Here is a 25,809-nt window from a genome sequence, read left to right as displayed (position 1 = left end):
CGCCCAAAGGGGCTTTTTCCGCTTATGAGACGGCTGATTTCCGGATTTTTTCAATATCGGTACATGCGATAAAGCTGATTCTGCACCGGGCCAGCCGAACTCATGCCCGCAAAATTCCCCACAGCCGGCAGTCTTGTGGCGTCTGGCCGGCAAAAACGTCAACTTGCGCGGCTTGAATGGCTCGATCCGGCCTGGGCGTTGCACCCTGGCCAGATCCTTGCCGCCATTTCGAACTGCCGTTTTCAGTTCACCGGCAAGCCATCAGACTGCCGCTTGTGCAGAACTCAGGCCTTGCCGACAACCTTGAGCGCAAAGGCATATTCATAGGCAATTTCCTCAAGCCGCTGGAAACGCCCCGACGCACCGGCATGACCGGCTGCCATGTTGATCTTGAACAGGACCGGATTGCCACTGGTCGACAATTCGCGCAGCCGCGCCACCCATTTGGCAGGCTCCCAGTAGGTGACGCGCGGATCGGTCAGGCCGGCGACAGCCAGGATCGGCGGATAGGCCTGCGCCGTGACATTGTCATAGGGCGAGTAGCCGGCGATGGTGCGGTAATCCTCGGGCGAGACGATGGGGTTGCCCCATTCCGGCCATTCCGGCGGCGTCAGCGGCAGGCTGTCATCAAGCATGGTGTTGAGCACATCGACGAAGGGAACCGCGGCGATGATGGCGCCGAAGGCATCGGGCGCCATGTTGACAACCGCCCCCATCAGCATGCCGCCGGCAGAGCCGCCTTGCGCGACGATGCGGTCATGCGATGTGAAGTTTTCCCTGTCGAGGTAGCGTGCGGCCGCAATGAAATCCTTGAACGTGTTGGTCTTGTTGCCGCGCTTGCCGGCTTCGTACCAGGCAAAGCCCTTTTCCTTGCCGCCACGGATGTGGGCGATGGCGTAGACAAAGCCGCGATCGACCAGCGACAGGCAATTGGTGTTGAAGCTGGCGGGGATCGAAATGCCGTAGGACCCATAGCCGTAGAGCAGGCACGGTGCAGATCCATCAAGCGGTGTGTCGCGGCGGTAGAGCAGCGTGACCGGCACCAATTCACCGTCCTCGGCCGGAGCCATGACGCGCCGTGTGACGTAGTCGGCCGGATCGTGGCCCGATGGCACCTCGTCACGCTTGAGCAGCGTGCGCTCGCGGGTGGTCATGTTGTAATCATAGAGTTCGGACGGCGTGGTCATCGAGGAATAGCTGAACCGGACAATCTCGGTGTCGTATTCCATCGAGCCCTGGAAGCCGAGCGAATAGGCCTCTTCATCGAAGGCGATGGCGTGTTCTTCACCGGTGGTGCGGTCGCGGATGACGATGCGCGGCAGGCCGTTCTCCCGTTCCATCCAGACCAGGTGGTTGCGGTAGGCGCTGACCGAGAGGATCAGCCGTCCGGGCTTGTGGGGGACAACCTCGCTCCAGTTTTCCGGTCCGGGTGATCCGACCGGCGCCTGCATGATCTTGAAATCCTTGGCGCCATCGGCGTTGGTCAGGATAAAGAAGACATCGCCGCCTTCGCTGAGCGAATACTCCACACCGGTCTGGCGGGCCGCCACCAGTTGCGGCCTTGCTTTCGGATCATCGGCCGGCATGACCCAGCACTCCGAAGTCTCGTGATCATTGATGCCGATCATGATGAAGTCGTTCAGACGTGTGCCCGACACGCCCATGAAGAAGCCGGTGTCCTGCTCCTCGTGGATCAGCACATCCTCGCTCTGGGGCGTCCCGAGGCGGTGATGGAAGATCTTGCTGGGCCGGTGATTGTCATCGACCGCGGTGTAGAAAAAGCCGGTGCAATCGGCCGACCAGGCCGCGCCGCCACCGGTGTTCTCGATCAGGTCGGAGTTGTCCTCGCCGGTTGAAAGATCGCGCACCTTGAGGGTGAAGAATTCGGACCCCTTGTCATCATAACCCCAGATCATTGCCGCGTGATCGGGCGAATGCCCGGTGCCGGCGAGGCGGAAATAGGCCTTGCCGGCAGCTTCATGATCACCGTCGAGAATAATCTGCTCGTCGCCGCCATCACGCGGGATGCGGAAGTATTTCGGCTGCTCGCCTCCGGTCACGAAGCGCACGCCATAGAGCCAGGGCCCGTCGGGCGACGGCACCGAGCTGTCGTCTTCCTTGATGCGGCCGCGCATCTCCGCAAACAGTGTCTTCTGCAGCGCCTCGGTGTCCGCCATGGCCACTTGCTGGTAGAAATTCTCCGCTTCGAGATGGGTGCGGATAGCCGGATCGAGGATCGACGGATCCTTGAACATCGCCTGCCAGTTGTCGTCACGCATCCAGGCGTAGTCATCGGTACGGGTGATGCCGTGACGGGTGTCGGAGACGGGACGCTTTTCAGCGACCGGGGCAGCGGGCAGGTTTTTGAATGCGGACAAGGAGAGCTCCATGTGCGGGGAAGGATTGGGCTCGAACAGAACCGGTATCCCGACATAGAGCCCGCGACTGGACCGATCAAGGCAAGGCAACGGGAAAACCGCCAGATGCCGTTTTCTTTACCGGACAACCAGCGCCGTGAGGGTCAGTCCAGACGCCAGAAAGCTTGCCAGCGTTCTCAGGCTGTTCAGGTTCACCCACCGCGTCATGTAAGTCTCCTTCCAGAATGCAAGCGTCTGCGCTGCGGAAGGATCCATCGCAGCAAGCTGGTTGTTGAGCGGCACATTGCCAGCCGCAGTCACACCGAACACGCCGACGAGATAGATTGCGCCGGCGAGCATCAGCAAGCGCGCGGACAGACCCTCAAGCCTAATCCCGGCATAGATCGCAATGAGCAGAGAGATAGCTGCCAGACCGATGAAAAACACCATGAACACCGAGCGCATGATCTCGACATTGAGCACCTGCATGGACTGGATGCCGCCTGGGCCGGTAACGAGATTGAACGAACGCATGATGAAATCGGAGAACGCCAGAAACACGCCGCCGATGGCGGCATAGGCGAGAACGGATGCTGCGCAGAGCAGCGTGAACCACAAGGACATGAGTTTGGCTTTCGCGTTGCGGGCCCAAGGGCCCTGAAGGTTTCGGATATCGAACGGCGGGCGGCCTCTCCGACCGCCCGTGCATGATCAGGCTGTCTTGCGCGCGGCGATCAACGCCGCCAGTCCTGCAAGTCCGATCACCAGTTCCGCGATCATGGCGGTGGAAAGACCTGCATCGGGTTGTCCGTCGAGGCCGATGCTCAACAGACGAGTGGCACCGTAGGTCATGAACATGGCTGCCGCGAGCAATGTGGAGGCCAGCGCAAACCGGGTAAAGGCCAGTCCCGCCAGAACGAGAACGCCCAGCATCACCACGCTGCCGCCAGAGGCACGCAGCTCGTTGGTCAGGCTGACATCACCGGCAAGCGAGATGCCGTAAGCTGCATAAAAGGTATCGGGCGACGCCAGGATCGAGCCTCCGATGAAGATTGCGGTGAGGCCTGCAATCAGCAGAACCGCCTTTTGAAAGATTGAAGATTTCACGGGATTACTCCTTGTTGAGAGACTGACCAATCGGACCGGGTACCGGTCAGGCGGCCTTTTTCCAGACACCGCTGGCGGCAGCGTTGCGGCAGAATTCGACAAAGTCCCGCGGCTCGCGGCCGAGCGCACGCTGGACGCCATCGGTCAGATAGGCATTGTGGCCATCCAGCGTTTCGCGGCAGATCTCGGTGAAGACATCGGCCACCACCGGACCGCCGATACCAAGCATGGCGTCGTGGAACTGTTCGAGCGTGATCGGCTGGTAGCACACCGGATAACCGGCAGCGGCGGAGATTTCGGCGGCGGCCTCGGAGAAGCTCAATAGCCGTGGGCCGGTGATCTCATAAAGTTCGCCATTGTGCCGGTCATCGGTAAGTGCGGCCACGGCAACCTCGGCAATGTCGTCGACATCGGCGATCGGCTCCCTGATGTCGCCGGCGGGCAGCGCGACCATGCCGTCGAGCACCGGGGCCTGCAGATAGCCTTCGGAAAAATTCTGGGCAAACCAGGCGGCGCGGACAAGCGTGAAGTCGAGGCCGGAGTTGCGCACGATCTCCTCGCACGCCACCGCATGGGCTTCTCCCCTGCCCGACAGCAGCACAAGCTTGCGGACACCGGCGACAGCAGCGGCCTGGGTCAGGGCCTCGATCTTTTCCGCAGCACCGGGAAAGGCAAGATCGGGGAAATAGGAAACATAGGCGGCGCGGACACCTGCGAGGGCTGCAGCCCAAGTTTCAGGTTGATCCCAGTCGAATGGCACGGATGAGTTTCGCGATCCGGGACGCACGGGAAAGCCCTTTTGGGCCAGCAGCTTGACGATGCGGCTACCGGTCTTGCCGGTTGATCCGATCACGAGAATGGGTTGGTGTTGCATGAGAAGCTCCTTGGGCTTGATTGTCGATGAGCCAGACCTAGACCCGTATCTCTGGATGAACAATGATTTTGTATCTATGAATATATGCAGATCGTCCAACATGATGGACATTCCGCAAAATCATCGCTAATCAAGTGCCATGTCCAAACCTGATCCGACCGTCCCCGTCACCTCCGATCCGCTAGCAGAAACGCTGCATATGCTGCGGCTGACCGGAACCCTTTATTGCCGCGGCGAGCTGACCGCGCCTTGGGCCATCGCCATTCCGCAGCTCGAAGGTGTGATGTCCTTCGTGGTGGCCACCTCAGGTGCGCTCTGGCTGAAACTTGAGGGAATGGAGCCGCAGCTGCTGTCGCAAGGCTGCCTGGCGCTGATCCCGCACGGCACGCCGCACGTGATCTCGAGTGCGCCGGGGATGACCGGCGAACCGTTGTTCGACCTGCCGGTGGAAAAGGTCTCCGAGCGCTACGAGATCATGCGCCATGGTGGCGGCGGCGCGATGACCCGCACCATGTATGGCGTGGTCCGCTTTGACGATGTCGCCGCCGAACATCTGCTCGGGCTGCTGCCGGAGATCATCAACATCGATGCGTGGGATGACCAGACCGGCGGCTGGCTGCAGAGCACGCTGCGCTTCATTGCCAGCGAGGCCGCATCGCTCAAGCCCGGAGGCGAAACGGTGATCACGCGGCTTTCGGATGTGGTGGTGATCCAGGCGATCCGCTCGTGGCTGGAAACAGCGCCCACCACCGAAACCGGCTGGCTTGCGGCGCTGCGCGACCCGCAGATCGGCAAGGCCCTGGCCTTGATGCACCGGCGGCCCGGCGAAGACTGGAGCGTGGATACGCTGGCTGTTGAAGTCGGCATGTCGCGCTCGGCTTTCGCGGCGCGCTTTGCCAATCTGGTGGGACAGACGCCGCTGCGCTACCTCACCGAATGGCGGATGCGCGTGGCCCGCGCCCGGCTGATCGACACCGGTGACGCCCTGGCGGCGATTTCGGGCGACCTCGGATACCAGTCAGAAGCCGCCTTTTGCCGGGCCTTCAAACGGGTCTTCGGCAAGCCGCCCGGCAGCATCCGCCGCGCAGAGCCAGGTCGCGCCGGGGCAGCCTTTCCCGTGCCGATGGCCGCCAGCGCAAGCTAGGGTCTGCTCAGGCAAGTCCGCCGGCGGGACGGATGCTGCCGACCTCGATGCCGTTCCAGTTCTTCAGCGTCTTGCGCGACCAGTCGCCGAGCCTGGACGAGACTTCCTCGTCGTCGCTGAACAGCTTGGCCAGCACCGCGCCGATCATCGCTTCGGCGCCACGGGTGGACCCGTCCTCGCATTTCAGCGCGATGCCGTAGCCCTTCTCGGGAATGGTTGCACAGAAGACGCCTTCGGCACCGGTCTTGGCGAAGATCCGGCCGGGGGCGATCTGCATCAGTACGGTGCAGGCCCTGCCGGTGCCCGCGACATGCCACGGCTCGGCCATGCAGGCCGACATCAGCCGCTGTGCCGCCCTGGCGCGTTCAGGGCCGAGGCCGGTGCCGGAGGCCATGCGGGCAAAGCCGTGGGCTATGCTTTTCAGCGGTGCGGCGTAGGTGGGGATCGAACAGCCGTCGGTGCCGCAATTGTCATGACCCAGGGCCGTGCCGGTGAGATCGGACATGACGTCGCGCACGGAGGACTGGACGAAATGGTCGTAGCCGACATAGCCGTGATGATCGACGCCGGCATGGCAGGCCAGGCAGAGAAAGCCCGCATGCTTGCCCGAGCAATTGTTGCCGAGCTGGTTGGGCTTGTCGCCGGCGCGGGCCTGGGCGATCAGCACCTTCTGCTCGGAACTCCAATGGCAGCCGCACTCGAAATCCGCTTCGCTCAAACCGGCGCGGGCGACAATTTCGCCGGCCAGCTGCATGTGTCCGGGCTCGCCGGAATGGGAGGAACAGGCAAGCGCCAGCTCCTTGTTGCCAAATTCGTAGCGGTCGGCAGCGCCGGTCTCGACCAGCGGCAGCGCCTGCATCGACTTGACTGCCGAGCGCGGGAACACCGGGGTGTCGACGTCGCCAAGGCTCATCACCACCGAACCGTCGCCATCGACCACCACCGCCATGCCGCGATGCCGGCTTTCAACCATCTGGCCACGGGTGACTTCAACAAGGACGGGGTTCTGCATGGTTGATTTCCTGCGGTGGGTGTCAACGGGCGACCGGTAGCGCTGGCCGGTCAGGTCTCCGAGTGATCGCAGAAGCAGCTGCTTCGGGCAAGAGGCCGGGGACAAAAGCACAGCCCTCTTCAGCAATCGGTGCCTGCCCGGAGGAGAATCCGGGCCGCCGGTCAACGCTGCCAGTCCGCTGCACTCGCCCTGGCAAAGGTTTGAGCCGGCTGCGTTTTTCAGGAACCCGCAGCGCCGGGCCGATCCACGCGTTCGAGCCTTGCGGCTTGGCGAAGCGGAGACAACGCCACTGCCAATTCATCCACACCCGAAAATGCGCACCTAGACTTGCCTGCATTGTTCCCTCGAACCTGCAAACGGGAGGCATCATGCCCCGGATCCCATTCCTCAACACCCTGGTTGCCTGGCTCACGGCACGGCTGATTCCGGGCAAACCGCCCTCCCCCGGCACTGAGCGACAATCCCAACCGGTTGCGCAACCGCCCGAGATGACCGGGCAGCCTGAGAAAATCGCCTGGGGTGCGCATGTATCGGCCGCTTTCCGGGACAAGGTGATCGCGATCGCCCGCAGACTTGAAATGGACCCGAGCCATCTGATGGCAATCATCGCGTTCGAAACCGGCCGCAGTTTCGATCCGGCAGAGACCAACCGGGCCGGGTCCGGCGCCACGGGGCTGATCCAGTTCATGCCCGCGACCGCCAAGGGACTGGGAACCAGCACCGCACTGCTGGCCCGGATGAGCGCTGTCGAGCAACTCGATTACGTCGAGGCATATCTCACCCCTTTTGCAGGCCGGATGAGAGATCTTCCAAGCGCCTACATGGCGGTGCTCTATCCCCGCGCTGTCGACAAGGACCCCGGCTACGTTCTGTTCCGAAAGGGGTCGAAAGCCTACAAGCTCAACCGGGGGCTCGATGCCAACGAAAACGGACTGGTGACCAAGGCAGAAGCTGCGGCGAAGGTTGATGCCCTGCTGATCGAGGGCCTGCGCGCTGGATCGGTCGGCTGAAGCACGCTCCGGCTGCATTCAGCGGCAACGCCTCCGGACATTTTGTCCGTGGCTCTCTTGCCCGGCTGCCCCGGCCAAAGCTGCCCGCCCGCACTCCTCTCCCCCCCTGCCTCCAAATTGGTCTACCCAAAAGTCGAGAATGGACCTTTCGATGATGCCAATCCAATCATCTGATAAAGCGGCCTCACGGGGACCCCGGCAGCGGACGCTCGACGAAATCGTGACCGGGCAGTTTGGCAGCAGGATGAAGACAAGAGTGGAAGCCGCAACGGCATTCGACACCAAGAGAGGATTGAACCATGAAATTACTGGCAAGCAAACTTCTGGCGACAGCGGCGGTGATCATCGCCGCGTCAGCTGGCGCCGCCAATGCCGAAACCTTGCGGCTGCTTACCTGGGGCAGTTATGCGCCCGACGAGGTCATCAAGCTTTTCGAAGCTGAATATCCGGACATCACCGTCGAGGCGACGTTCTCGAACAATGAGGAGATGGTGGCCAAGCTGCGCGCCACCGGCGGCGCCGGTTTCGACCTTGCACAACCGGGCTTCAACCGCGTTGCTGCGGCTCAGCAGGAATACAACATCTACAAGCCGATCGACCTCTCCAGGATCAATACAGACGCCCTGCGCCCGGATTTCCTTGAACAGGTCAAGCAGGTTGCCGCCGTCGATGGCGTTGTCTACTCCGTGCCTCATATGTGGGGCACCTCGGGCCTCGTGGTCGACAAGACAAAGGCACCCGAGATCAAGGATTGGCTGGATATCTGCGACCCGCAATATGAGGGCAGAACCTCCATGCGCCTGAAGCGCTCCATCCTCGTCGGTTCCGCCTTTGCGCTCGGTTACAACCCCTACGAGGCTTACGCCGATCTCGACGAGTACGGCAAGATCCTTGATGAAGTTGCCGAAAAGCTCATTGCCTGCAAGAGCGTCATCAAAACCTACTGGACCGGCGGAGACGATCTGGCGAACCTGATGACGTCGGGCGAAGTCGTGGCATCCGACACCTGGGACTCGACTGCCTTCAAACTCAACCAGCAGAATCCGGACCTGGTGTATCTGCCGCCCAAGTCCGGCACGCTGGGCTGGATCGACACATTCACCCTGCCGAGAAAGGGCGAGGCCGATGACGCGGCCTACAAATGGATCAACTTCGTGCTGCGCCCGGACATCATTCCGCTGATTTCGGCCAGCACCGGCTCGATCGTCGCCACTACCAACGGGATCGACCTGCTGCCCGGCGACATGAAAACGACCGTTGCAGGCGCCTTCACCGAGGCCGACCTTGCCAACATCAAGTTCGCCGCCCGGATTCTGCCAGGTGTCGAAGATCTCGAGGGCAAAGTGCTCGAACGCATCAAGGCTGCCAACTAACCGATGTTTCGACCTGCGCCGGGAGAGCCATATCTCCCGGCGCAACGACTGCGGCACGCAGTCTCCTGCGCATTGCCAGGGTATGGCACCCACCTAGTGCTGGGCGCTCCATTTCCCAATTGCGCCCGCCCCACAGATCGCTAAGCTCGCAGCAGGCCCACCCAAACCCTTTGACCCTTCATGCTGCGCACAATCCTCATTACCGTTCTGGGGCCCATGTTATGGGGCACGACCTATGCGGTGTTTACCGAGACCCTGCCGGTCAGCCATCCGCTGCTCACCGGCGCCATGCGGGCGCTGCCGGCGGGGCTGATCCTGCTGGCGCTCAATCCGAAGATCCCGCCAGCCGCGGCGCTGAAGCGGCATGCGGTGATCGGCGTCTCCAATATCGGGCTGTTTTTCGCGCTGCTGTTTGTCGCCGCGGCCAGAATGCCCGGCGGGCTGGCGGCAACGCTTGGTGCGATCCAGCCGCTGGTGGTGATCCTGATTTCAGGCTGGCTGATCGGCCGCGCTCCTCACCCGGTGCAGATCCTGGCCGGTATCGCCGGCGTGATCGGGGTTGGACTGCTGGTGCTCTCGCCCGAGGCAAGGCCCGACCTGCTGGGGGTGGCCGCGGCAATTGGCGGAGCGCTGTCGATGGCGATGGGCACGGTGCTGATCGACCGCTGGGGGCGGATGGGCACGCCGCTTGAAACCACCACCTGGCAGCTGATTTTCGGTGGCGCGATGCTGTTGCCGGTGGCGCTGCTTGTCGAAGGCTTGCCGCCCGCGCCGGGGATGACGGAAATGCTCGGCTACGGCTGGCTGATGCTGCTGGGAACCGCATTTGCCTATTTCGTCTGGACCCGCGGCATCGGCCGGATCGGGCCCAGTGCCGCCTACCTGGCGCTCGCGAGCCCGGTGGTGGCAACCGCGATTGGTGCCGTCGCGCTCGGCGAGTGGTTCACACCGATGCAATGGGCCGGAATGGTGCTGGTGATCGGCGCGACGGCGGTTGGCGTGTCGATCGGGCGGCGGGCCTGAGTCTCGTCCGCTAGCGTCCCGCAATTATTCCCGAAGAGGAAAACCCGCCATCGACGGTCAACACCTGACCGTTGACGTAGCTCGATTGCGGCGAGAGCAGGAACAGGATGGCGTCGGCGATTTCTTCCGGCCGGCCATAACGGCGGAGCGGGATCTGTGCGGTCCAGCGCTTGCGGTCGTCGATGGTGTGAAGTTTCGAGATCAGCGGCGTGTCGACCGGCCCGGGGGCGACGACATTGACGCGAACGCCGGATGCGCCCCATTCGTTGGCCAGCACCTGGCTCATCAGGATGACGCCGGCCTTGGATGCGCCGTAGGCCACCCTGCCGGCATTGGCGCGGATGCCCGAAGCTGAGGACAGATTGACGATAGAGAGCGTGTCGCCCATCTGGTCGAGCGCCGCACGGCAGAGAATGAAGCTTCCGGTCAGATTGACGTCGAGGATCTGGCGGAACAGTTCGGCACTGGTTTTCTCGGCCGGGACGTCTCGGGCAATGCCTGCGCAATTGACTAGGCCGGTGACCGGCCCGAAAGTCTCGACGGCCTGCGCCAGGCAATCGGCCACCTCCTCCTCGTCGGTGACATCGCAGACCAGCGCCTGCATGTCCTCACCCGACAGGAGGTCCTCAACGCGGGCGACCGCTTCGGCGCTGGCATCAAGAATGGTGACGGCAGTGCCTTGGTCGATCAGCGCCTGCGCGGTCACCTCGCCGATGCCGGACGCGCCGCCGGTGACGACAACGTGACCGGCGGCGCTGGCAGTCACCGGATGCGCTCGAGGATGGAGACGTAGTTTGCCACCGCGGCGCCGCCCATGTTGAAGATGCCTCCAAGCTGCGCATCCTTGACCTGGATGCCGCCGGCCTCGCCGGTCAGCTGCATGGCCGAAAGCACGTGCATGGAGACGCCGGTGGCGCCGATCGGGTGGCCCTTGGCCTTCAGCCCGCCCGATGGGTTGACCGGCAGGCGGCCGTCCTTCTGGGTTTCGCCGCTCATGGCGAAATCGCCGCCCTGCCCCGGCTTGGCCAGCCCCATGGCTTCATATTCGATCAGTTCGGCGATGGTGAAGCAGTCATGGGTTTCGACGAAGGAGAGATCATCGAGCGATGTTTTCGAGTTGGCAAAAGCCTGCTTCCAGCCGAGTGCGCAGCCTTCGAAGGCGAGGATGTCACGCTTGGACATGGGCAGGAAATCCTGCACGTGTTCGGCGGCACGGAACAGAACGGCGCGCGGCGCCTGCATGGCGGTGGTCACATCGGAAAGCACGATGGCGGCTGCGCCATCGGAAACCAGCGAACAATCGGTGCGCTTGAGCGGGCCTGCGACGTAAGGGTTCTTGTCGCTTTCGGTGCGGCAGAAATCATAGCCCAGATCCTTGCGCATCTGCGCCCAGGGGTTATCGACGCCGTTCTTGTGGTTCTTGGCGGCAATGGCGGCTAGGCCGTCGGACTGGTCGCCATATTTCTGGAAATAACCATCGGCGATCTTGCCGAAGACACCAGCGAAGCCTGCGGGCGTATCGCCATCCTCGGGCAGATAGGAGGCCTTGAGCAGGTTGGCGCCGATCTGCGGGCCAGGTGTTGTCGTCATCTGCTCGACGCCGACCACCAGTACCCGCTTTGCGGCACCGGCGCGGATCGCCTTGATGCCCTGATGCACGGCGGCCGAGCCGGTGGCGCAGGCGTTTTCGACACGGGTTGTCGGCTTGAAGCGGAAGGCGTCATCGGCCTGCAGCACCAGGCTGGCGGTAAAATCCTGGGCGGAAAAACCGGCGTTGAAGTGACCGAGATAGATCTCGTCGATGTCGGAAGCTTCAAGCCCGGCATGTTCGATCGCCTCGCGCGCCACTTTCGTGACCAGGCTTTCGACGGTCTCGTCGGTGTGTTTGCCAAAGGGCGTGTGGGCCCAGCCGATGATGCAGGCGGTCATGAATAGCGTCTCCAGAATGCCGAATAGGGTTGGCGCATTTTGAGCGCGCCGGCGGCTTTGTAAAGGGGGAGAACGGATTCATAAACCCTCGACATGCCGCCGGCACCACTTATTCGACAGCCGGAGACAGCGGCAGCAGCAATCAGGCGGGCGCGTTGGCCGCATCGAATTCCTCGATCCGGCCAGCGGAGGGCCGCGCCTGACAGCGCTCGATCCAGTCCCTGATCACCGGCACGTCGGGTGCGGATTGAGGGAACCAGACATAGGGTGAAACCAGCAGCAGGTCGGCCGCAGAGAATGCGTCGCCAAGCAGATATGGCGTTTTGCTAAGCTGCGTGGAAAGCCGTGCGGCGACTTCCGGGACTCCGCGGAAGGTGGCGTCGAGAATGGGGTGAGACAGGCCCGCGGCGGTGAAGACGATAACCGGTTCGACAACGCCACAATACCACGCGAGCCAACTCAGATAGGCGCCGCGTTCTGGATGTCCGACCGAGCGGCCAAGACCGGCATCGGGGAACAGATCGGTCAGGTACAGAACGATGGCGCTTGATTCCCATATCTCCACGCCGTCATGAACCAGGAGAGGCACCTTGCCATCGGGATGCGGATTGGCCGGATCCGCGCCGCCGGATCCGTCGTTGCGCCGGATGCCGACGATACGGATATCGACCTGATCGAGAACACCGAGCTCATCGAGCAGACGAACAATGCGGGAAGAACGGGAGCGTGGGGAATGATACAGCGTGAGCATGACAGATTTCCTGGTCGGGATGTTGTGACTGAAGACAACATAGCAGCCCCATGCTGTCAGTTTCTGTCAGCAAGAATACTGACAGATTTCACCAAGACGTGATTGGAATTGTGGCCGAAGCGTCTGGATTTGGTCACAGTTGGCGGTAAGAGGTCCGGCATGCCCGTTTACCGCCTCATGTTCCTGTGCCTGCTCGCCGTCACGCTTGGCCTGACGGGACCGTTGGCGCGTGGATTGTCGCCGCAGAAACCGGCAGCACCGCAGATCATCGAGATCACGCGGACAGCAGGCGTTTCCGAGCTGAAAACCGGGTCGTCCAACCGCTGCCTGCGCGGCGCCATCGCCTGGTTCGGTTGCTGGCATAACGCGGTGCCGCCGGCACCGACCGGCCTCCCGGCGCCGGGCGTGTCCGGCCAGCCATTTGAGCTCGCGTCCGACGGAATCCGGCGCGAGCTGAAATCGAGCCGGATCTTCAGGCCTCCGCGTCTGGGCTGAACCTAAACCCGGGCCTGTGCACAGACGGCCCAAGTTTGCTTCAGCATCAAGGACAGAAAACCATGATTACCCGACGCCTTTTCCTCGGCGCAGCCTCGCTGGCTGCGCTCTCGGGCTGCACCAGTCTTTCCAGCCGCGAGACTCCCAGAACAGAACCGGTCAAGCCACGCCTGCAAACCATGCCCGCCGCCTATGGCCCGATCACCGACGAACCCTACCCGATCGAAGCGGTGCCGCGCGGCGTGGTGCCCAAGCGTTTCTGGCGCCAGCGCGTGCCCAACCCTTTCCCCAACGAGGCGCCGGGCACGCTGATCGTCGATCCGGGCACTTTCTACCTGCACCTGGTTGAAGAGGGTGGCACTGCCATGCGCTACGGCATCGGCGTCGGCCGCCAGGGATTTTCCTGGTCCGGCAACGCCGTGGTCCAGTACAAGCGCAAATGGCCCCGCTGGAAAGCGCCCGACGACATGGTGGCGCGCAACCCGTCACTGGCGCCCTACTCCGTGGCCAATGGCGGAATGGACCCCGGACCGCTCAACCCGCTGGGCGCGCGCGCGCTCTACCTGTTCCAGAACGGCCAGGACACGCTCTACCGGATCCACGGCAACCCGGAAGCGAACTCGATCGGCAAGGCCGTTTCCTCCGGCTGTATCCGGCTGCTCAATCATGACATCATCGACCTTTACGACCGGGTCAGGAACGGCGCCAAGGTGGTGGTCAAGCAAGCAGGCATGCCTGCCTCCATGGCCTGATGCGGCTTCGGATCGGACCGCCTGCCCGGGGCGGTCCGCTGCGGCTCATCGCCGAGCAGCACCCGGCGACCGCCGCGCACCTTGGCGAAAACGTGTGCCTTCAACGGCCAAACCAACCCGCCACTTTGCCTCACAATCCAGTTCACAGACCGACTCCCCCGGACATTTCCTGGCTGTTTTTCATTGATTGATCAGTCAATCAAAACTAGACTGCGACCTCGCAGCCTGAAAAACGTACCCCCGAAAAGGCTCCAGGGAGACACTTGATGCCCAAGATCGGCATGGAACCCATCCGCAGGAAAGCCCTGACCGATGCTGCAATCGAAGCCATCGGCGCGCGCGGTTCAATTGACGTGACGATGTCCGATATTGCCGGGCGGGCCGGAGTGTCGCCGGCGCTGGCGCATCATTATTTCGGCTCCAAGGACCAGCTGATCGCGGCCTCTGTCCGGGCGCTGCTGAGCGACCTGCGCGGCGATACCGTCCAAGCCCTGAAGGCTGCCCGCAGCAACCGCGGGCGGGTTTCGGCCATCATCGCAGTCAGTTTTTCCGACAAGCAATTCTCCGAGGACGTGGTTGCCGCCTGGCTGGCATTTTATGTCGACGCCCAGCGGGCCACCGAAATCCGGCGATTGCTGTCGGTCTATGCGCGGCGGCTGCATTCCAACCTGATGAGCGGACTGACTCCGCTCGCAGGTGCCCATGAGGCGGAACGCATCGCCGAAGGCGCGGCGGCGATGATCGACGGGCTTTACATCCGCAAGGCTCTGGGCACCGGCCCGGCACGGCATGACGCGGTGGCGCTGGTCGAGGATCACATCGAAACGCAATTGCTGGAAATTCGCGGGAGGACAGTATGACGGACGGTCACGCCAGGGCCAAAAGGCCCAACATTCTCATCCTGATGGTCGACCAGCTCAACGGCACGCTGTTTCCCGATGGCCCGGCGGATTTCCTGCATGCGCCGAACCTGAAGAAACTGGCCGAGCGCTCGGTGCGGTTTTCGAAGAACTACACCGCCTCGCCGCTGTGCGCGCCGGGTCGGGCGTCCTTCATGTCCGGTCAGCTGCCGCGGCGGACGCGGGTCTATGACAATGCGGCCGAATTTGCGTCCGACATTCCGACCTATGCGCACCACCTCAGACGGGCGGGCTACTACACCTGCCTGTCGGGCAAGATGCATTTTGTCGGACCTGACCAGATGCACGGCTTCGAGGAGCGGCTGACCACCGACATCTACCCCGCCGATTTCGGCTGGACACCGGACTACCGCAAGCCCGGCGAGCGGATCGACTGGTGGTATCACAATCTCGGTTCAGTCACCGGCGCGGGCGTGGCGGAAACCTCCAACCAGATGGAATATGACGACGAGGTGGCGTTCTTCGCCACCCAGAAACTGCACCAGTTGTCACGCAGCAGCGACGATGCATCAGCCCGGCCCTGGGCGCTGACGGTTTCCTTCACCCATCCGCACGATCCCTATGTAGCCCGCAAGAAGTACTGGGACCTGTACAAGAACTGCGCCGAACTGACACCACGGATCGCACCGATCCCCTATGCGCAAATGGATCAGCATTCTCAGCGGCTTTACAACGCCAATGATTCCGAGCGGTTCGACATTACCGAAGACAATGTCCGGCGGTCGCGGCAGGCCTATTTCGCCAACATCTCCTATCTCGACGACAAGATCGGCGACATTCTGGCAACGCTCAAGGCCACCCGCATGGAGGACAACACCATCGTGGTGTTCTGCTCCGACCATGGTGACATGCTGGGCGAACGCGGCATGTGGTTCAAGATGAGCTTCTTCGAGGGGTCGGCGCGGGTGCCGCTGATGGTTGCCGCGCCGGGTACGGAAGGCCGCCTGGTGGATGAGCCAACCTCCAACCTCGACATCACCCCGACGCTAGCCGAGCTTGCCGGCGTGTCGCTCGACGAAGTCGCGCCGTGGACCGATGGCGAAAGCCTGACGCATCTCATGGACGGAGAAAAGCGCACCGCACCGGTGCTGATGGAATACGCGGCCGAAGGCTCGGAAGCGCCGCTGGTGGCGATCCGTGACGGCAAGTACAAGTTCGTCCATTGCGAACTCGACCCGCCGCAACTGTTCGATCTCGACGCCGATCCGGATGAGCTGACTAACCTCGCAGCCGATCCCGCGTATGCGGAGCTGGTGACGACCTACATGATCAAGGTTCGCGCCAAATGGGACATGACGCGTTACGACAACGAGGTCCGCGAGAGCCAGGCGCGGCGCTGGGTCGTCTACGGGGCGCTCAGGAACGGCAACTACTACCCGTGGGATTTCCAGCCTTTGCAAAAGGCCTCCGAGCGCTACATGCGCAACCACATGGACCTCAACATCCTCGAAGATTCACAGCGGTTTCCGCGCGGCGAATGAGCCCGGATCCGGCCACCAAGGAGACATGACATGACCGTGCAACCCAAAGCCTCCCACCATATCGGCGGCGCCTATGTTGAAGACACCGCCGGTGCGGTGATCGAAAGCATCTATCCGGCCACCGGCGAGCTGAACGCCAAGCTGCACTCAGCCACACCGGCCATTGTCGAGAAGGCAGTCGCCGCGGCAAAGGCCGCACAGCCGGCCTGGGCTGCGCTCAAGGGCGTCGAACGCGGGCGGATCCTGCTGCGCACGGCGCAGTTGCTGCGCGAGCGCAACGAGGAACTCTCGCGCATCGAAACGCTCGACACCGGCAAGGCGATCCAGGAAACGCTCGTGGCGGACGCGGCTTCGGCGGCTGACGCGCTTGAGTATTTCGGCGGGCTGGCCGGCGCAATCACCGGCGAGCACATCGATCTCGGCGGCGGCGATTTCGCCTATACTCGCCGCGAGGCGCTTGGCGTCTGCGCCGGTATCGGCGCGTGGAACTACCCGATCCAGATCGCGGCCTGGAAAGCGGCCCCCGCGCTCGCCTGCGGCAACGCCTTCATCTTCAAGCCATCGGAACAGACGCCGCTGACAGCGCTGCTGCTGGCCGAAGCCTTCAAGGATGCGGGTCTGCCCGAGGGTATCTTCAACGTGGTGCAGGGCTATGGCGATGTCGGCGCGGCACTGGCCAGCCATGCCGATGTTGCCAAGGTCTCGCTCACCGGCTCGGTGCCGACCGGCGCCAAGGTGCTGGCCACGGCGGCCCAGACCATCAAGTCCGTGACCATGGAGCTTGGCGGCAAATCGCCGATCCTGGTGTTCGACGATGCAGATCTGGAAAGCGCCATCGGCGGCGCGATGCTGGGCAATTTCTACTCCACCGGTCAGATCTGCTCGAACGGCACCCGGGTGTTCGTGCAGCGCGGGGTCTATGACCGTTTCCTCGACCGGCTCAAGGCCCGCACCGAAGCGATCCGGCTCGGCGATCCGCTTGATCCCGACACCCACCTGGGACCGATGGTCACCGTTGCACAGCGCGACAAGGTCCTGGGCTACATCGAGACCGGCAAGAAGGAAGGCGCGCGGCTTGTCACCGGCGGCGGCGTTCCGGTGCTTCAGGGGTTTGACAACGGCGCATGGATCCAGCCCACCGTCTTCGCCGATGTCACCGACGACATGACCATCGCGCGCGAGGAAATCTTCGGACCGGTGATGAGCGTGCTGCCGTTCGACGACGAGGACGAAGCGGTCGCCCGTGCCAATGATACCCAGTTTGGTCTCGCAGCCGGTGTGTTCACCGCCGACCTGACACGCGGGCACCGGGTTGTTGCAAACCTGGAAGCCGGCACGACCTGGATCAACACCTACAACCTCACCCCGGTCGAGATGCCGTTCGGCGGCGTCAAGCAATCGGGCATCGGGCGCGAGAACTCGCGCGCGGCCATCGAGCATTACACCCAGCTCAAGAGTGTCTACGTGGCCACCGGGCCTGTCGACAGCCCTTACTGAGGACGGATCAACATGAGTGACATGCAAGCAGATTTCGTCATCGTCGGCGCCGGTTCGGCCGGCTCAGCAATGGCCGCGCGGCTGAGCGAGGACGGCAAGCATTCGGTGATCGTCATCGAGCATGGCGGATCGGATTTCGGCCCGTTCATCCAGATGCCCGCCGCCCTGTCCTACCCCATGAACATGGGGATCTATGACTGGGGCTACACCACGGAACCGGAACCCAATCTGGGCAACCGGCGGCTGGCCGCGCCACGCGGCAAAGTCATCGGCGGGTCGTCCTCGATCAACGGCATGGTGTTCGTGCGCGGCCATGCGGAGGACTTCAACCACTGGGCCGAACAAGGTGCCTCCGGCTGGTCGTTCGCGGATGTTCTGCCCTATTTCAAGCGCATGGAAACCTCGCACCAGAATGGCGGCATCGGCGGCGAAGAGGGCTGGCGCGGCACGGATGGACCGTTGCATGTACAGCGCGGACCGGCGGTCAATCCATTGTTCGATGCCTTCATCGAGGCTGGGCGCCAGGCCGGTTACGGGGTGACGCAGGACTACAATGGATCGCGCCAGGAAGGCTTCGGCCTGATGGAGCAGACCATCCACAAGGGGCAGCGCTGGTCGACCGCCGAGGCCTATCTGAAGCCGGCGCTGAAGCGCAAAAACGTGAGTCTCGTCAGAGGGCTGGCACAACGGGTTGTCATAGAGAATCAACGCGCGACCGGCGTCGAAATCGAGGTTCGCGGGGCGATTCAGGTTGTTAAAGCGCGACGTGAAGTCATCATCGCCGCATCGGCGTTCAACTCACCCAAGCTGTTGATGCTGTCGGGCATCGGCCCGGCGGCACACCTGGCCGAGCACGGCATTGACGTGGTCGCCGACCGGCCCGGTGTCGGCGCCAACCTGCAGGACCATCTCGAGGTCTACATCCAGCAGGAATGCATCCAGCCGATCACGCTTTATTCGAAACTCAACCTGTTCTCGAAAGCGCTGATCGGGGCGCAATGGCTGTTCCTCAGGCGCGGGCTTGGCACCTCCAACCAGTTCGAGGCGGCCGCCTTCGTGCGCTCTGCGGCAGGCGTGCCCTACCCCGATATCCAGTTCCATTTCCTCCCCGGCGCGATCCGTTACGACGGCAAGGCGGCTGCACCCATGCATGGTTTCCAGGCCCATGTCGGGCCGATGCGGTCACCTTCGCGCGGTGCGGTGACGCTGCGCTCGGGCGAGGTAAAAGACGCGCCGGTGATCCGCTTCAACTACATGAGCCACGAGGAAGACTGGCGCGATTTCCGCCGCGCCGTGCGGATCACCCGCGAGGTGTTCTCCCAGTCCGCGTTCGATCCCTATCGCGGCATGGAGATCCAGCCGGGCGCACATGTCCAGAGCGATGACGAGATCGACGGCTTCATCCGCGAGCATGCGGAGAGCGCCTATCATCCGTGCGGCACCTGCCGGATGGGACGCGCGGACGATCCGAACGCGGTGGTCGATCCGGAAACAAGGGTGATCGGCGTCGAGGGGCTGCGTGTCGCGGATTCCTCGATCTTCCCGCGGGTGACCAACGGCAATCTCAACGGCCCGTCGATCATGACCGGCGAGAAAGCCGCCGATCACATTCTCGGCCGCACGCCGCTGGCGCCGAGCAATCTGGAACCCTGGATGAACCCGGACTGGCGCGAGACCGACAGGCTGGCCTGAACCACCCCGGGCAGAGGCCGGCCACCGGCCTCTGCTTTTCCCGGACTTGTGGGGGGTATACGGCAGACGGATGCCTTGTATCGCACCCATAAGGTGTGCGATATTTTCTAATGCTACCAATGATTGATTTCATCAATACAATCAATTCACTCGTGCAAAAATGTGAACCTGCGCATCAATGTAGAAACGACATATGTTTCGAACTTTAATATATTTTAATTGACTAATTTCAGATGTATTACAATAATAGGTTGTCAAATGTAAATATACAACCTGTGATGCACGCAATCATATCGGTCTGTATCTGCGAACTTGCGCACCAGTAGCGTCATTTTGCTGAATCAATTCTGCACCGATCACATGTGTACCTCTCAGTAAACGCACCTCCTTGTTCTGACACGGAGGTTCAACTTCAACAGGTGAGGAACAGTCATGCGCAAAATCTTGATCAGTGACCCGGCATCCAACGCGGCAATGAAAAGCTATGAAGCCCACCATCCGCTTGCCCTGTCGAGTGAACACCCCTTGACGACATCGGCGCTCGCCGCTGTCAACGACAAGTCCTGGAACCATCTGTATGGGGCCATGATCGACGGGTTGAACGTATCGCCCAACAATTTTCAGTTGATCTACCCATTCACCACCTGGGACTGGCCGATCGTTCCGACCGGTTACACCAGCGCCGCACAGTGGGACTTCTGCTCGTCGGTGCCGCAATTCAGCGCCACGGGCCAGTACACCTCGTCGGGTTCGGCCTTCAATGACACCTATGGCCATATGCTCAACGTGGTGAGCGCAGCGACGAGCGACCCGAAGCTGAAAGCCGAGATAGAACAGGCGCGCAACATGCAGCAGCTTGCTGCCAACAACTACGACACGATCTACAAGCAAGCGAGCGATGCCTACCAGACCGAAACCGGCGGCACCAACACTCCGGCCTTCACCGAATGGCTGGGAACAATGGGCGGCCGCTCCTGGCAGGCACAGCTGGAATCGGCATGGAAGAACGTCCAGGCCCAGCAGAACGTCTACAACCAGCTGCTTTCGGAAACCACGACACCGGGCCTGAAAGACGCCCAGGACCGGAACGGCAACAAGGACTATTATACCAAGATGCAGGATCCCGGTCTGTCGAGCTTTTCCGCGGTGCCCGGCTATTCCATTTCCATGGATGCAACGACCTGGCTCAACAAGGTCAAGGCAGGCACCGGTGGCAGCTCCGGGTCTATCGGGTTTTCCAACTCGCAGTCCGAGTATGACTACAAGAAGACCTGGGCCGGCGGCAGCGCATCGATCGACAAGTTCTTCTGGAGCGTCAATGTCGGTGGCTCCTGGGAGCGGGTCGACGAGTTCGCATCCGATTCATCGCTGAAGGTCGATATCAACTTCAAGGCGTGGGACCAGATTTCGATCACGGCGTCCCGCTGGTACAACGGCGCGTTCGTGACCGGGATCCAGAACGGGCCTTTCATTCGCGGCTACACGCCCTATGGCGACAGCGGATCGAAAGCGGTCTGGGGGCCGGATGGCATCATGTCCGTGCAGAAGGTCGGCATGCTGGTTTGCTACAAGCCTTCCTTCAGCATCACCGTCAGCGATTCGACGTTCAAGTCGTTCTCCGAGAAATGGGAGGTCTCGGCAGGCTTGCGCATAGGACCGTTCAGCTTCGGCGGCGGCGGCGGCAGTTCGTCTTCGGGCTGGAAAGCGGATTCCGCGACCAAGACGTTCACCGGCGAATCGACCGCTGAAACCGCTTTGATCATGGGGACCAGTATCAACCTGATCAATCCGCAGTAGTCCTCCCGGACTGCCTGCACGGCATGTGGTCCGGGACAAGCCGAGGAAGCAACGCCGTCCTCGGCCCCCGCCCGCCCCCGGCTTCCCGGCTTGCCCGGGCTGCATGCCGTCACCAGTTTCATGAAAAATGCCAGGCCGGCTGCAGCTGGTCTGGCGCCGGGTTCGGGCATCGCCCTGCCTCCCCCCGCGGGCCCTTTCCACACATGCAGACGACAAGATGAAGCCCTTACGGACCCGCCGATGAGATCCGGCGCTCGTCGGTTAAGGAGCACTCATGCAAAGCGGTCAGCCGTTAGCCCTGCCGGTGGGGTCCTGCCCCCAGCAGACGAAACGGCCGCAATCGAAATCCGAATTGTCGACACCGTATTCGAGCGGCTTGCCGTCGAGACCGAGTGTAATGCCGCCCGCGGCGCGAAGTACGGCGTCACCGGCAGCGATGTCCCATTGATGAAGACAGACAAGCCGGGGATAGACATCGGCCTTGCCCTCCGCCACGAGGCAGAATTTCAGCGAAGAGCCGATATGGGTGGTCTCGTGCGCCGGCAGCTTGTCGAGCCAGGCTTGCGTCTCCGGCTCGCGATGGCTGAGGCTGACAAGCGCGACCGGTGTCTTGGGAAGCGCACGGGTGCGGATTTCCCTGCGGTCGTGAACTTCACCATCCGCCGTCACTTCCCCCACACAGGCCTTGCTGCCCGAACCGCTCCATATGCGCCCCAGCGCCGGCGCATAGACCACACCCGCCACAGGCTTGAGATCACGGATAAGCGCCACGTTGACGGTGAATTCATTGCGGCCGGCGATGAAATCGCCCGTGCCGTCGAGCGCGTCCACGAGGAAATAGGACGCCTGGGTGCAGCTTGGGCATTTGCCGTCCTCGGCCATTTCCTCGGCGACCACAGGGACGTCCGGAAACTGTTCTGTCAGCCTGGCAAGAATGATGGCTTCGGCAGCGCGGTCGGCCTGGGTCACCGGGGTCGAATCCGACTTGATGAAAACCTTGGCGCCGGCAGCGCGGGCGGCGAGGATTTCCCTGCCGGCCTCGATGGCCGCTCTCTCAAAGGTATCGATCAGGTCCGGCAACGGCTGATGATCGGGATCGGCTAAATCTGGGGCGCCCATCTGCAATGGTCCAGGATCGTTACTGTTGTCTTCTGGCGTCGCATGATTGCAGCGCCCGGTCAATGTTAAGTGCAATGCAACAATGGCGGTATTTGGACAGGTTTTTCCGTTGCACCCCGCCTTGGCAGAACAACTGACCCTTTCGGCCCGGGCAAAAAGACTGTGATACCTCGTTTTCGCGGACACAAGAGTTGAAAATTGAGACTTCAACCGGAGCTGTTTCCATGTCCAAGCCTCACTCTTCCAAAGCTCGCGCCTCACGCCCGGAGTTCGGCCCTCGCCTCGCCGCACAGCTCAATGCGGAACTTGCCTCGATGCCGCTGCCGGGCCGGATCCTGCGTGTCGCATCACTGGGCCGGGCGGTGTTTACAACCTCGCTGGGGCTTGAGGACCAGGTGCTGACCTCGGTCATCGCCGCAACCCGCGCGAACTTGCGCATCGTCACGCTCGATACCGGACGGCTGTTTGCGGAGACCGAGACGCTGATCGGCGAAACCGAAACGCAGTACGGCCTGTCCATCGAGGTGTTCAAACCCTGGAAAGAAGAGGTCGATGGCTTCGTCGCGCTGTATGGCATGAACGGGTTTTACGACAGCGTCGAGGCGCGGCACGCCTGCTGCCACGCCCGCAAGCTGCAGCCGCTGGGCCGGGCGCTGGCGGACGCCGACATCTGGGTCACCGGCCTGCGCCGCGGCCAGTCGGGCAACCGCGCCAATGCTCCGCTGGCCGAATGGGACGCAGACCGCGGTCTGCTCAAGGTCAATCCGCTGGCGGACCAGTCGCTGGAAGCGCTCAAGGCACGAGCACTGGCAGATGATGTGCCAATCAACCCGCTGCATGCCAGGGGCTTCCCCTCTATCGGCTGCGAGCCGTGCACCCGCGCCATCAAGCCGGGCGAGCCCGAGCGTGCCGGGCGCTGGTGGTGGGAACAGGACGAACGGCGCGAATGCGGCCTGCATCTCTCGGCCTCGGTGTCGGGTTCGCGCGCCAAGGGCCAACCCAAGGCCACGGCCTCGCAAGTTTAGTCAAAGGACACCCCATGAACGTGATTGAACACGGACGCGGCAAGCCGCCGCTCGATCCGCATCTCAAGGCGCTGGAAAACGAGGCGCTCCACATCTTCCGCGAGGTGGCTGCGGAATTCGAGCGCCCAGTGATGCTCTATTCGATCGGCAAGGATTCCTCGGTGCTTTTGCACCTGGCGCTGAAGGCGTTTCACCCGGGCACGCTGCCGTTTCCACTGGTGCACATCGACACCGGCTGGAAGTTTCCGGAAATGATCGCCTTCCGGGACAAGGTGGTCGCCAGACATGGTCTCGACCTGATCGCCCATACCAATCCGGACGGACTGCGCGATGAGGTCAGCCCGTTCAGCCACGGTTCGGCGCGCTACACCGACATCATGAAAACACAGGCGCTTAAGCAGGCGCTCGACATGGGCCGTTACGACGCAGCCTTTGGCGGCGCGCGGCGCGACGAGGAAGCCTCCCGCGCCAAGGAGCGGATCTACTCGTTCCGCACACCCGACCATGCCTGGGACCCGCGCAACCAGCGGCCCGAACTCTGGTCGATCTACAACGGCATGATCCATCCCGGCGAAAGCGTGCGCGCCTTTCCGCTGTCGAACTGGACCGAGGTCGACATCTGGCGCTACATCCAGGCCGAACAGATCGAGCTGGTGCCGCTCTATTTCGCCGAGCGCCGCAAGGTCGTCGAGCGCGACGGCATGCTGATCCTGGCCGAAGACAAGCGGCTCGAACTGCTGCCCGACGAACAGGTGCGCGAGGAGATGGTGCGGTTCCGAACGCTCGGCTGCTTCCCGCTGACTGGTGCGGTGCGCTCGGAAGCGACGACGCTGGACGAAGTCATCACCGAGCTCGAGATCGCAACCGTCTCCGAACGGCAGGGCCGTGCGATTGACCGCGACCAGTCCGGCTCGATGGAAAAGAAAAAACGCGAAGGCTATTTCTGATGAGTACTCAAACACTTTCGCACATCACTGAATCTGTTGATTCCAGTGACGACGCCACCGATGCCCTGCCCCAAACCGACAAGGCCGCGCGCCAGGCGCGGCCGCTGAGGTTCATTACCTGCGGCTCGGTGGACGACGGCAAGTCGACACTGATCGGCCGGCTGCTGTGGGATACCAAGGCGGTCAAGGAAGACCAGGCGGCAACGCTCAGGCGCGATTCCACCGGCAAGCAGAACGAGCTCGGCCTGCCCGATTTCGCGCTGCTGCTCGACGGGCTCCAGGCCGAGCGCGAACAGGGCATCACCATCGATGTCGCCTACCGCTATTTCGCCACCGACCGGCGCTCGTTCATCGTCGCCGACACGCCGGGCCACGTGCAGTACACCCGCAACATGGCGACCGGCGCCTCGACCGCCGATCTGGCGGTGCTGCTGGTCGATGCCCGCGCGGGCATTCTCGAGCAGACCCGGCGGCATGCCACTATCGCGGCGCTAATGGGCATCCGGCAGTTCGTGCTGGCGGTCAACAAGATCGATCTCGCGCATTATGACGAGGCCGGGTTCCGGGCCATTTCCCGCGACTTCAAGGAAATCGCGCTGTCGCTCGGCGTGCGCCAGGTGACCGCCATTCCGGTGTCGGCGCTGAAAGGCGAAAACATCGTGCTGCGCGGTGACGAGTTCATGCCGTGGTACACCGGCCCGACGCTGGTGGAAGTGCTGGAGAAAGCCACCCAGCGCACCGGCCAGACCACCGGATTCCGGCTGCCGGTGCAGCGGGTCTCGCGTCCCGGCGAGGGGTTCCGCGGCTATCAGGGTACGGTTGCCGGCGGGTCGATCAAGCCTGGCGACAGCGTCGTGGTGCTGCCGTCGGGTGTCGAGGCCAATGTCAAAGCCATCGTCACCTACGACCTGGTGCGCAACGCGGCGGTGCATGGCGACGCCATCACGCTGGTGCTCGACCGCCCGGTCGATGTCGCGCGCGGCGACATGATCGCGGCCATCGACCAGCGGCCGCAGACAGGACGGGCCTTCACCGCCCGGCTGGTGGCGCTGTCACAAGACGGGGTCGTGCCGGGCAAACGCTACTGGCTGAAAGCCGGAGCGCGGCGCCAGCGTGTGATGGTGCGCCCGACGTCGGCGCTCGATCTTTCCACCGGCAACTGGGACGACGCCACCTTCCTGCCGGTCAACGGCATCGGCGTGGTGGAGCTTGATTTCGAAGACACCGCGATCTTCGATGCCTACGAGACCAACCGCGAAACCGGCGCCTTCATCCTGATCGATCCCGACACGCTCAACACCGTGGCCGGCGGCATGATCGACGGCAAGCGCTCCAAATCCGGCCGCTTCGATGCGTTGCCGGATGCCGACCGCGCTTCCATCACCCTGCCCGCCCGGCTGCTGGAAACCTTCCTGAAAACCGATTTCGCCCGGGCGCATGCCGGCGAAATCAGGGTTTCCGGACCCGAGGAAGTTGATGGAGAGTAGAGTGTGAAATCTCGCTC

23 protein-coding genes are annotated in these 25,809 nt (G+C 62.7%); 14 read left to right on the top strand and 9 right to left on the bottom strand.

The features are described from left to right. Positions 1 to 284 precede the first annotated feature (284 nt). The 4 genes from WNY80_RS12075 to WNY80_RS12060 all read right to left on the bottom strand — a co-directional run bounded on the left by WNY80_RS12075 (position 285) and on the right by WNY80_RS12060 (position 4,338). Positions 285 to 2,390 (bottom strand): S9 family peptidase, encoded by a 2,106-nt coding sequence (locus WNY80_RS12075; protein WP_342887989.1) that lies wholly within the window; start codon positions 2,388 to 2,390, stop codon positions 285 to 287. A 105-nt stretch (positions 2,391 to 2,495) separates the two neighbouring features. Continuing rightward, positions 2,496 to 2,981, bottom strand: a complete 486-nt coding sequence (locus WNY80_RS12070; protein ID WP_342887632.1) for an anthrone oxygenase family protein — start codon at positions 2,979 to 2,981, stop codon at positions 2,496 to 2,498. Between the two features lie 87 nt (positions 2,982 to 3,068). Then, on the bottom strand, positions 3,069 to 3,464 hold the full coding sequence (locus WNY80_RS12065) for a DUF4345 domain-containing protein (RefSeq protein ID WP_342887631.1): 396 nt from the start codon (positions 3,462 to 3,464) through the stop codon (positions 3,069 to 3,071). A 46-nt stretch (positions 3,465 to 3,510) separates the two neighbouring features. Beyond that, the gene (locus tag WNY80_RS12060) at positions 3,511 to 4,338 is read right to left on the bottom strand and encodes an NmrA family NAD(P)-binding protein (protein ID WP_342887630.1); all 828 of its coding nucleotides are present in this window, start codon (positions 4,336 to 4,338) and stop codon (positions 3,511 to 3,513) included. Between the two features lie 139 nt (positions 4,339 to 4,477). Between WNY80_RS12060 and WNY80_RS12055 the strand changes: the two genes are divergently transcribed. Next, positions 4,478 to 5,482 carry an AraC family transcriptional regulator gene (locus tag WNY80_RS12055; protein ID WP_342887629.1) on the top strand — a complete coding sequence of 335 codons (1,005 nt, stop codon included), beginning with the start codon at positions 4,478 to 4,480 and terminating at the stop codon, positions 5,480 to 5,482. A gap of 7 nt (positions 5,483 to 5,489) precedes the next feature. Here the strand turns inward: WNY80_RS12055 and WNY80_RS12050 are convergent, their stop codons facing one another. Next, on the bottom strand, positions 5,490 to 6,494 hold the full coding sequence (locus tag WNY80_RS12050; RefSeq protein ID WP_342887628.1) for an asparaginase: 1,005 nt from the start codon (positions 6,492 to 6,494) through the stop codon (positions 5,490 to 5,492). A gap of 368 nt (positions 6,495 to 6,862) precedes the next feature. On the opposite strand from WNY80_RS12050, the gene WNY80_RS12045 reads away from it, so the two are divergent. The 3 genes from WNY80_RS12045 (at position 6,863) to WNY80_RS12035 (ending at position 9,900) form a co-directional block, all read left to right on the top strand. After that, on the top strand, positions 6,863 to 7,504 hold the full coding sequence (locus WNY80_RS12045) for a transglycosylase SLT domain-containing protein (RefSeq protein ID WP_342887627.1): 642 nt from the start codon (positions 6,863 to 6,865) through the stop codon (positions 7,502 to 7,504). A gap of 299 nt (positions 7,505 to 7,803) precedes the next feature. Next, positions 7,804 to 8,877: an extracellular solute-binding protein gene (locus WNY80_RS12040; protein ID WP_342887626.1), complete on the top strand. Its 1,074-nt coding sequence runs from the start codon at positions 7,804 to 7,806 to the stop codon at positions 8,875 to 8,877. Between the two features lie 180 nt (positions 8,878 to 9,057). Beyond that, on the top strand, positions 9,058 to 9,900 hold the full coding sequence (locus tag WNY80_RS12035; protein ID WP_342887625.1) for an EamA family transporter: 843 nt from the start codon (positions 9,058 to 9,060) through the stop codon (positions 9,898 to 9,900). A 10-nt stretch (positions 9,901 to 9,910) separates the two neighbouring features. Here WNY80_RS12035 and WNY80_RS12030 read toward each other — a convergent pair whose 3' ends face one another. The 3 genes from WNY80_RS12030 to WNY80_RS12020 form a co-directional block, all read right to left on the bottom strand. Further along, positions 9,911 to 10,666 (bottom strand): SDR family NAD(P)-dependent oxidoreductase, encoded by a 756-nt coding sequence (locus WNY80_RS12030; protein ID WP_342887624.1) that lies wholly within the window; start codon positions 10,664 to 10,666, stop codon positions 9,911 to 9,913. Then, entirely contained in the window at positions 10,663 to 11,829 is a 1,167-nt protein-coding gene (locus tag WNY80_RS12025) for an acetyl-CoA acetyltransferase (RefSeq protein ID WP_342887623.1), read from the bottom strand. Before WNY80_RS12025 ends, WNY80_RS12030 begins: the two co-directional genes overlap by 4 nt. 142 nt (positions 11,830 to 11,971) lie before the next feature. Continuing rightward, on the bottom strand, positions 11,972 to 12,580 hold the full coding sequence (locus WNY80_RS12020) for a glutathione S-transferase family protein (protein ID WP_342887622.1): 609 nt from the start codon (positions 12,578 to 12,580) through the stop codon (positions 11,972 to 11,974). Between the two features lie 159 nt (positions 12,581 to 12,739). On the opposite strand from WNY80_RS12020, the gene WNY80_RS12015 reads away from it, so the two are divergent. From WNY80_RS12015 to WNY80_RS11985, 7 genes are all read left to right on the top strand, one after another. After that, positions 12,740 to 13,075, top strand: coding sequence for a hypothetical protein (locus tag WNY80_RS12015; protein ID WP_342887621.1), 336 nt, complete (start codon positions 12,740 to 12,742; stop codon positions 13,073 to 13,075). Positions 13,076 to 13,137: 62 nt separating this feature from the next. Further along, a complete protein-coding gene (locus WNY80_RS12010) occupies positions 13,138 to 13,827 on the top strand; it encodes a L,D-transpeptidase (RefSeq protein WP_342887620.1) in 690 nt (229 codons plus the stop codon). A gap of 266 nt (positions 13,828 to 14,093) precedes the next feature. Continuing rightward, a complete protein-coding gene (gene betI, locus WNY80_RS12005) occupies positions 14,094 to 14,687 on the top strand; it encodes a transcriptional regulator BetI (RefSeq protein WP_342887619.1) in 594 nt (197 codons plus the stop codon). Continuing rightward, a complete protein-coding gene (gene betC, locus WNY80_RS12000) occupies positions 14,684 to 16,228 on the top strand; it encodes a choline-sulfatase (RefSeq protein WP_342887618.1) in 1,545 nt (514 codons plus the stop codon). The genes betI and betC overlap by 4 nt, the downstream gene beginning before the upstream one ends. 30 nt (positions 16,229 to 16,258) lie before the next feature. Beyond that, positions 16,259 to 17,725, top strand: a complete 1,467-nt coding sequence (gene betB, locus WNY80_RS11995) for a betaine-aldehyde dehydrogenase (protein WP_342887617.1) — start codon at positions 16,259 to 16,261, stop codon at positions 17,723 to 17,725. 21 nt (positions 17,726 to 17,746) lie between these two features. Next, complete coding sequence (betA, locus tag WNY80_RS11990; RefSeq protein WP_342887988.1) at positions 17,747 to 19,417, top strand: choline dehydrogenase; 1,671 nt, start codon at positions 17,747 to 17,749, stop codon at positions 19,415 to 19,417. Positions 19,418 to 19,849: 432 nt separating this feature from the next. Continuing rightward, a complete protein-coding gene (locus tag WNY80_RS11985) occupies positions 19,850 to 21,214 on the top strand; it encodes a hypothetical protein (protein WP_342887616.1) in 1,365 nt (454 codons plus the stop codon). Positions 21,215 to 21,499: 285 nt separating this feature from the next. Here WNY80_RS11985 and cysQ read toward each other — a convergent pair whose 3' ends face one another. Beyond that, on the bottom strand, positions 21,500 to 22,333 hold the full coding sequence (gene cysQ, locus WNY80_RS11980) for a 3'(2'),5'-bisphosphate nucleotidase CysQ (RefSeq protein WP_342887615.1): 834 nt from the start codon (positions 22,331 to 22,333) through the stop codon (positions 21,500 to 21,502). Between the two features lie 224 nt (positions 22,334 to 22,557). Between cysQ and WNY80_RS11975 the strand changes: the two genes are divergently transcribed. From WNY80_RS11975 to cysN, 3 genes are read left to right on the top strand one after another with little or no spacing between them, the layout of a single operon-like run. After that, entirely contained in the window at positions 22,558 to 23,358 is an 801-nt protein-coding gene (locus WNY80_RS11975; RefSeq protein ID WP_342887614.1) for a phosphoadenylyl-sulfate reductase, read from the top strand. Positions 23,359 to 23,372: 14 nt separating this feature from the next. Then, a complete protein-coding gene (gene cysD / locus WNY80_RS11970; RefSeq protein WP_342887613.1) occupies positions 23,373 to 24,305 on the top strand; it encodes a sulfate adenylyltransferase subunit CysD in 933 nt (310 codons plus the stop codon). Continuing rightward, on the top strand, positions 24,305 to 25,792 hold the full coding sequence (gene cysN, locus WNY80_RS11965) for a sulfate adenylyltransferase subunit CysN (RefSeq protein ID WP_342887612.1): 1,488 nt from the start codon (positions 24,305 to 24,307) through the stop codon (positions 25,790 to 25,792). The genes cysD and cysN overlap by 1 nt, the downstream gene beginning before the upstream one ends. The last annotated feature ends 17 nt before the right edge of the window (positions 25,793 to 25,809 follow it).

Source organism: Hoeflea sp. AS16 (assembly GCF_038900095.1).
Taxonomy (GTDB): Bacteria; Pseudomonadota; Alphaproteobacteria; order Rhizobiales; family Rhizobiaceae; genus Hoeflea.
Note: the sequence above shows the minus strand (reverse complement) of the source record. Positions and strands in the feature narration are given on the sequence as shown.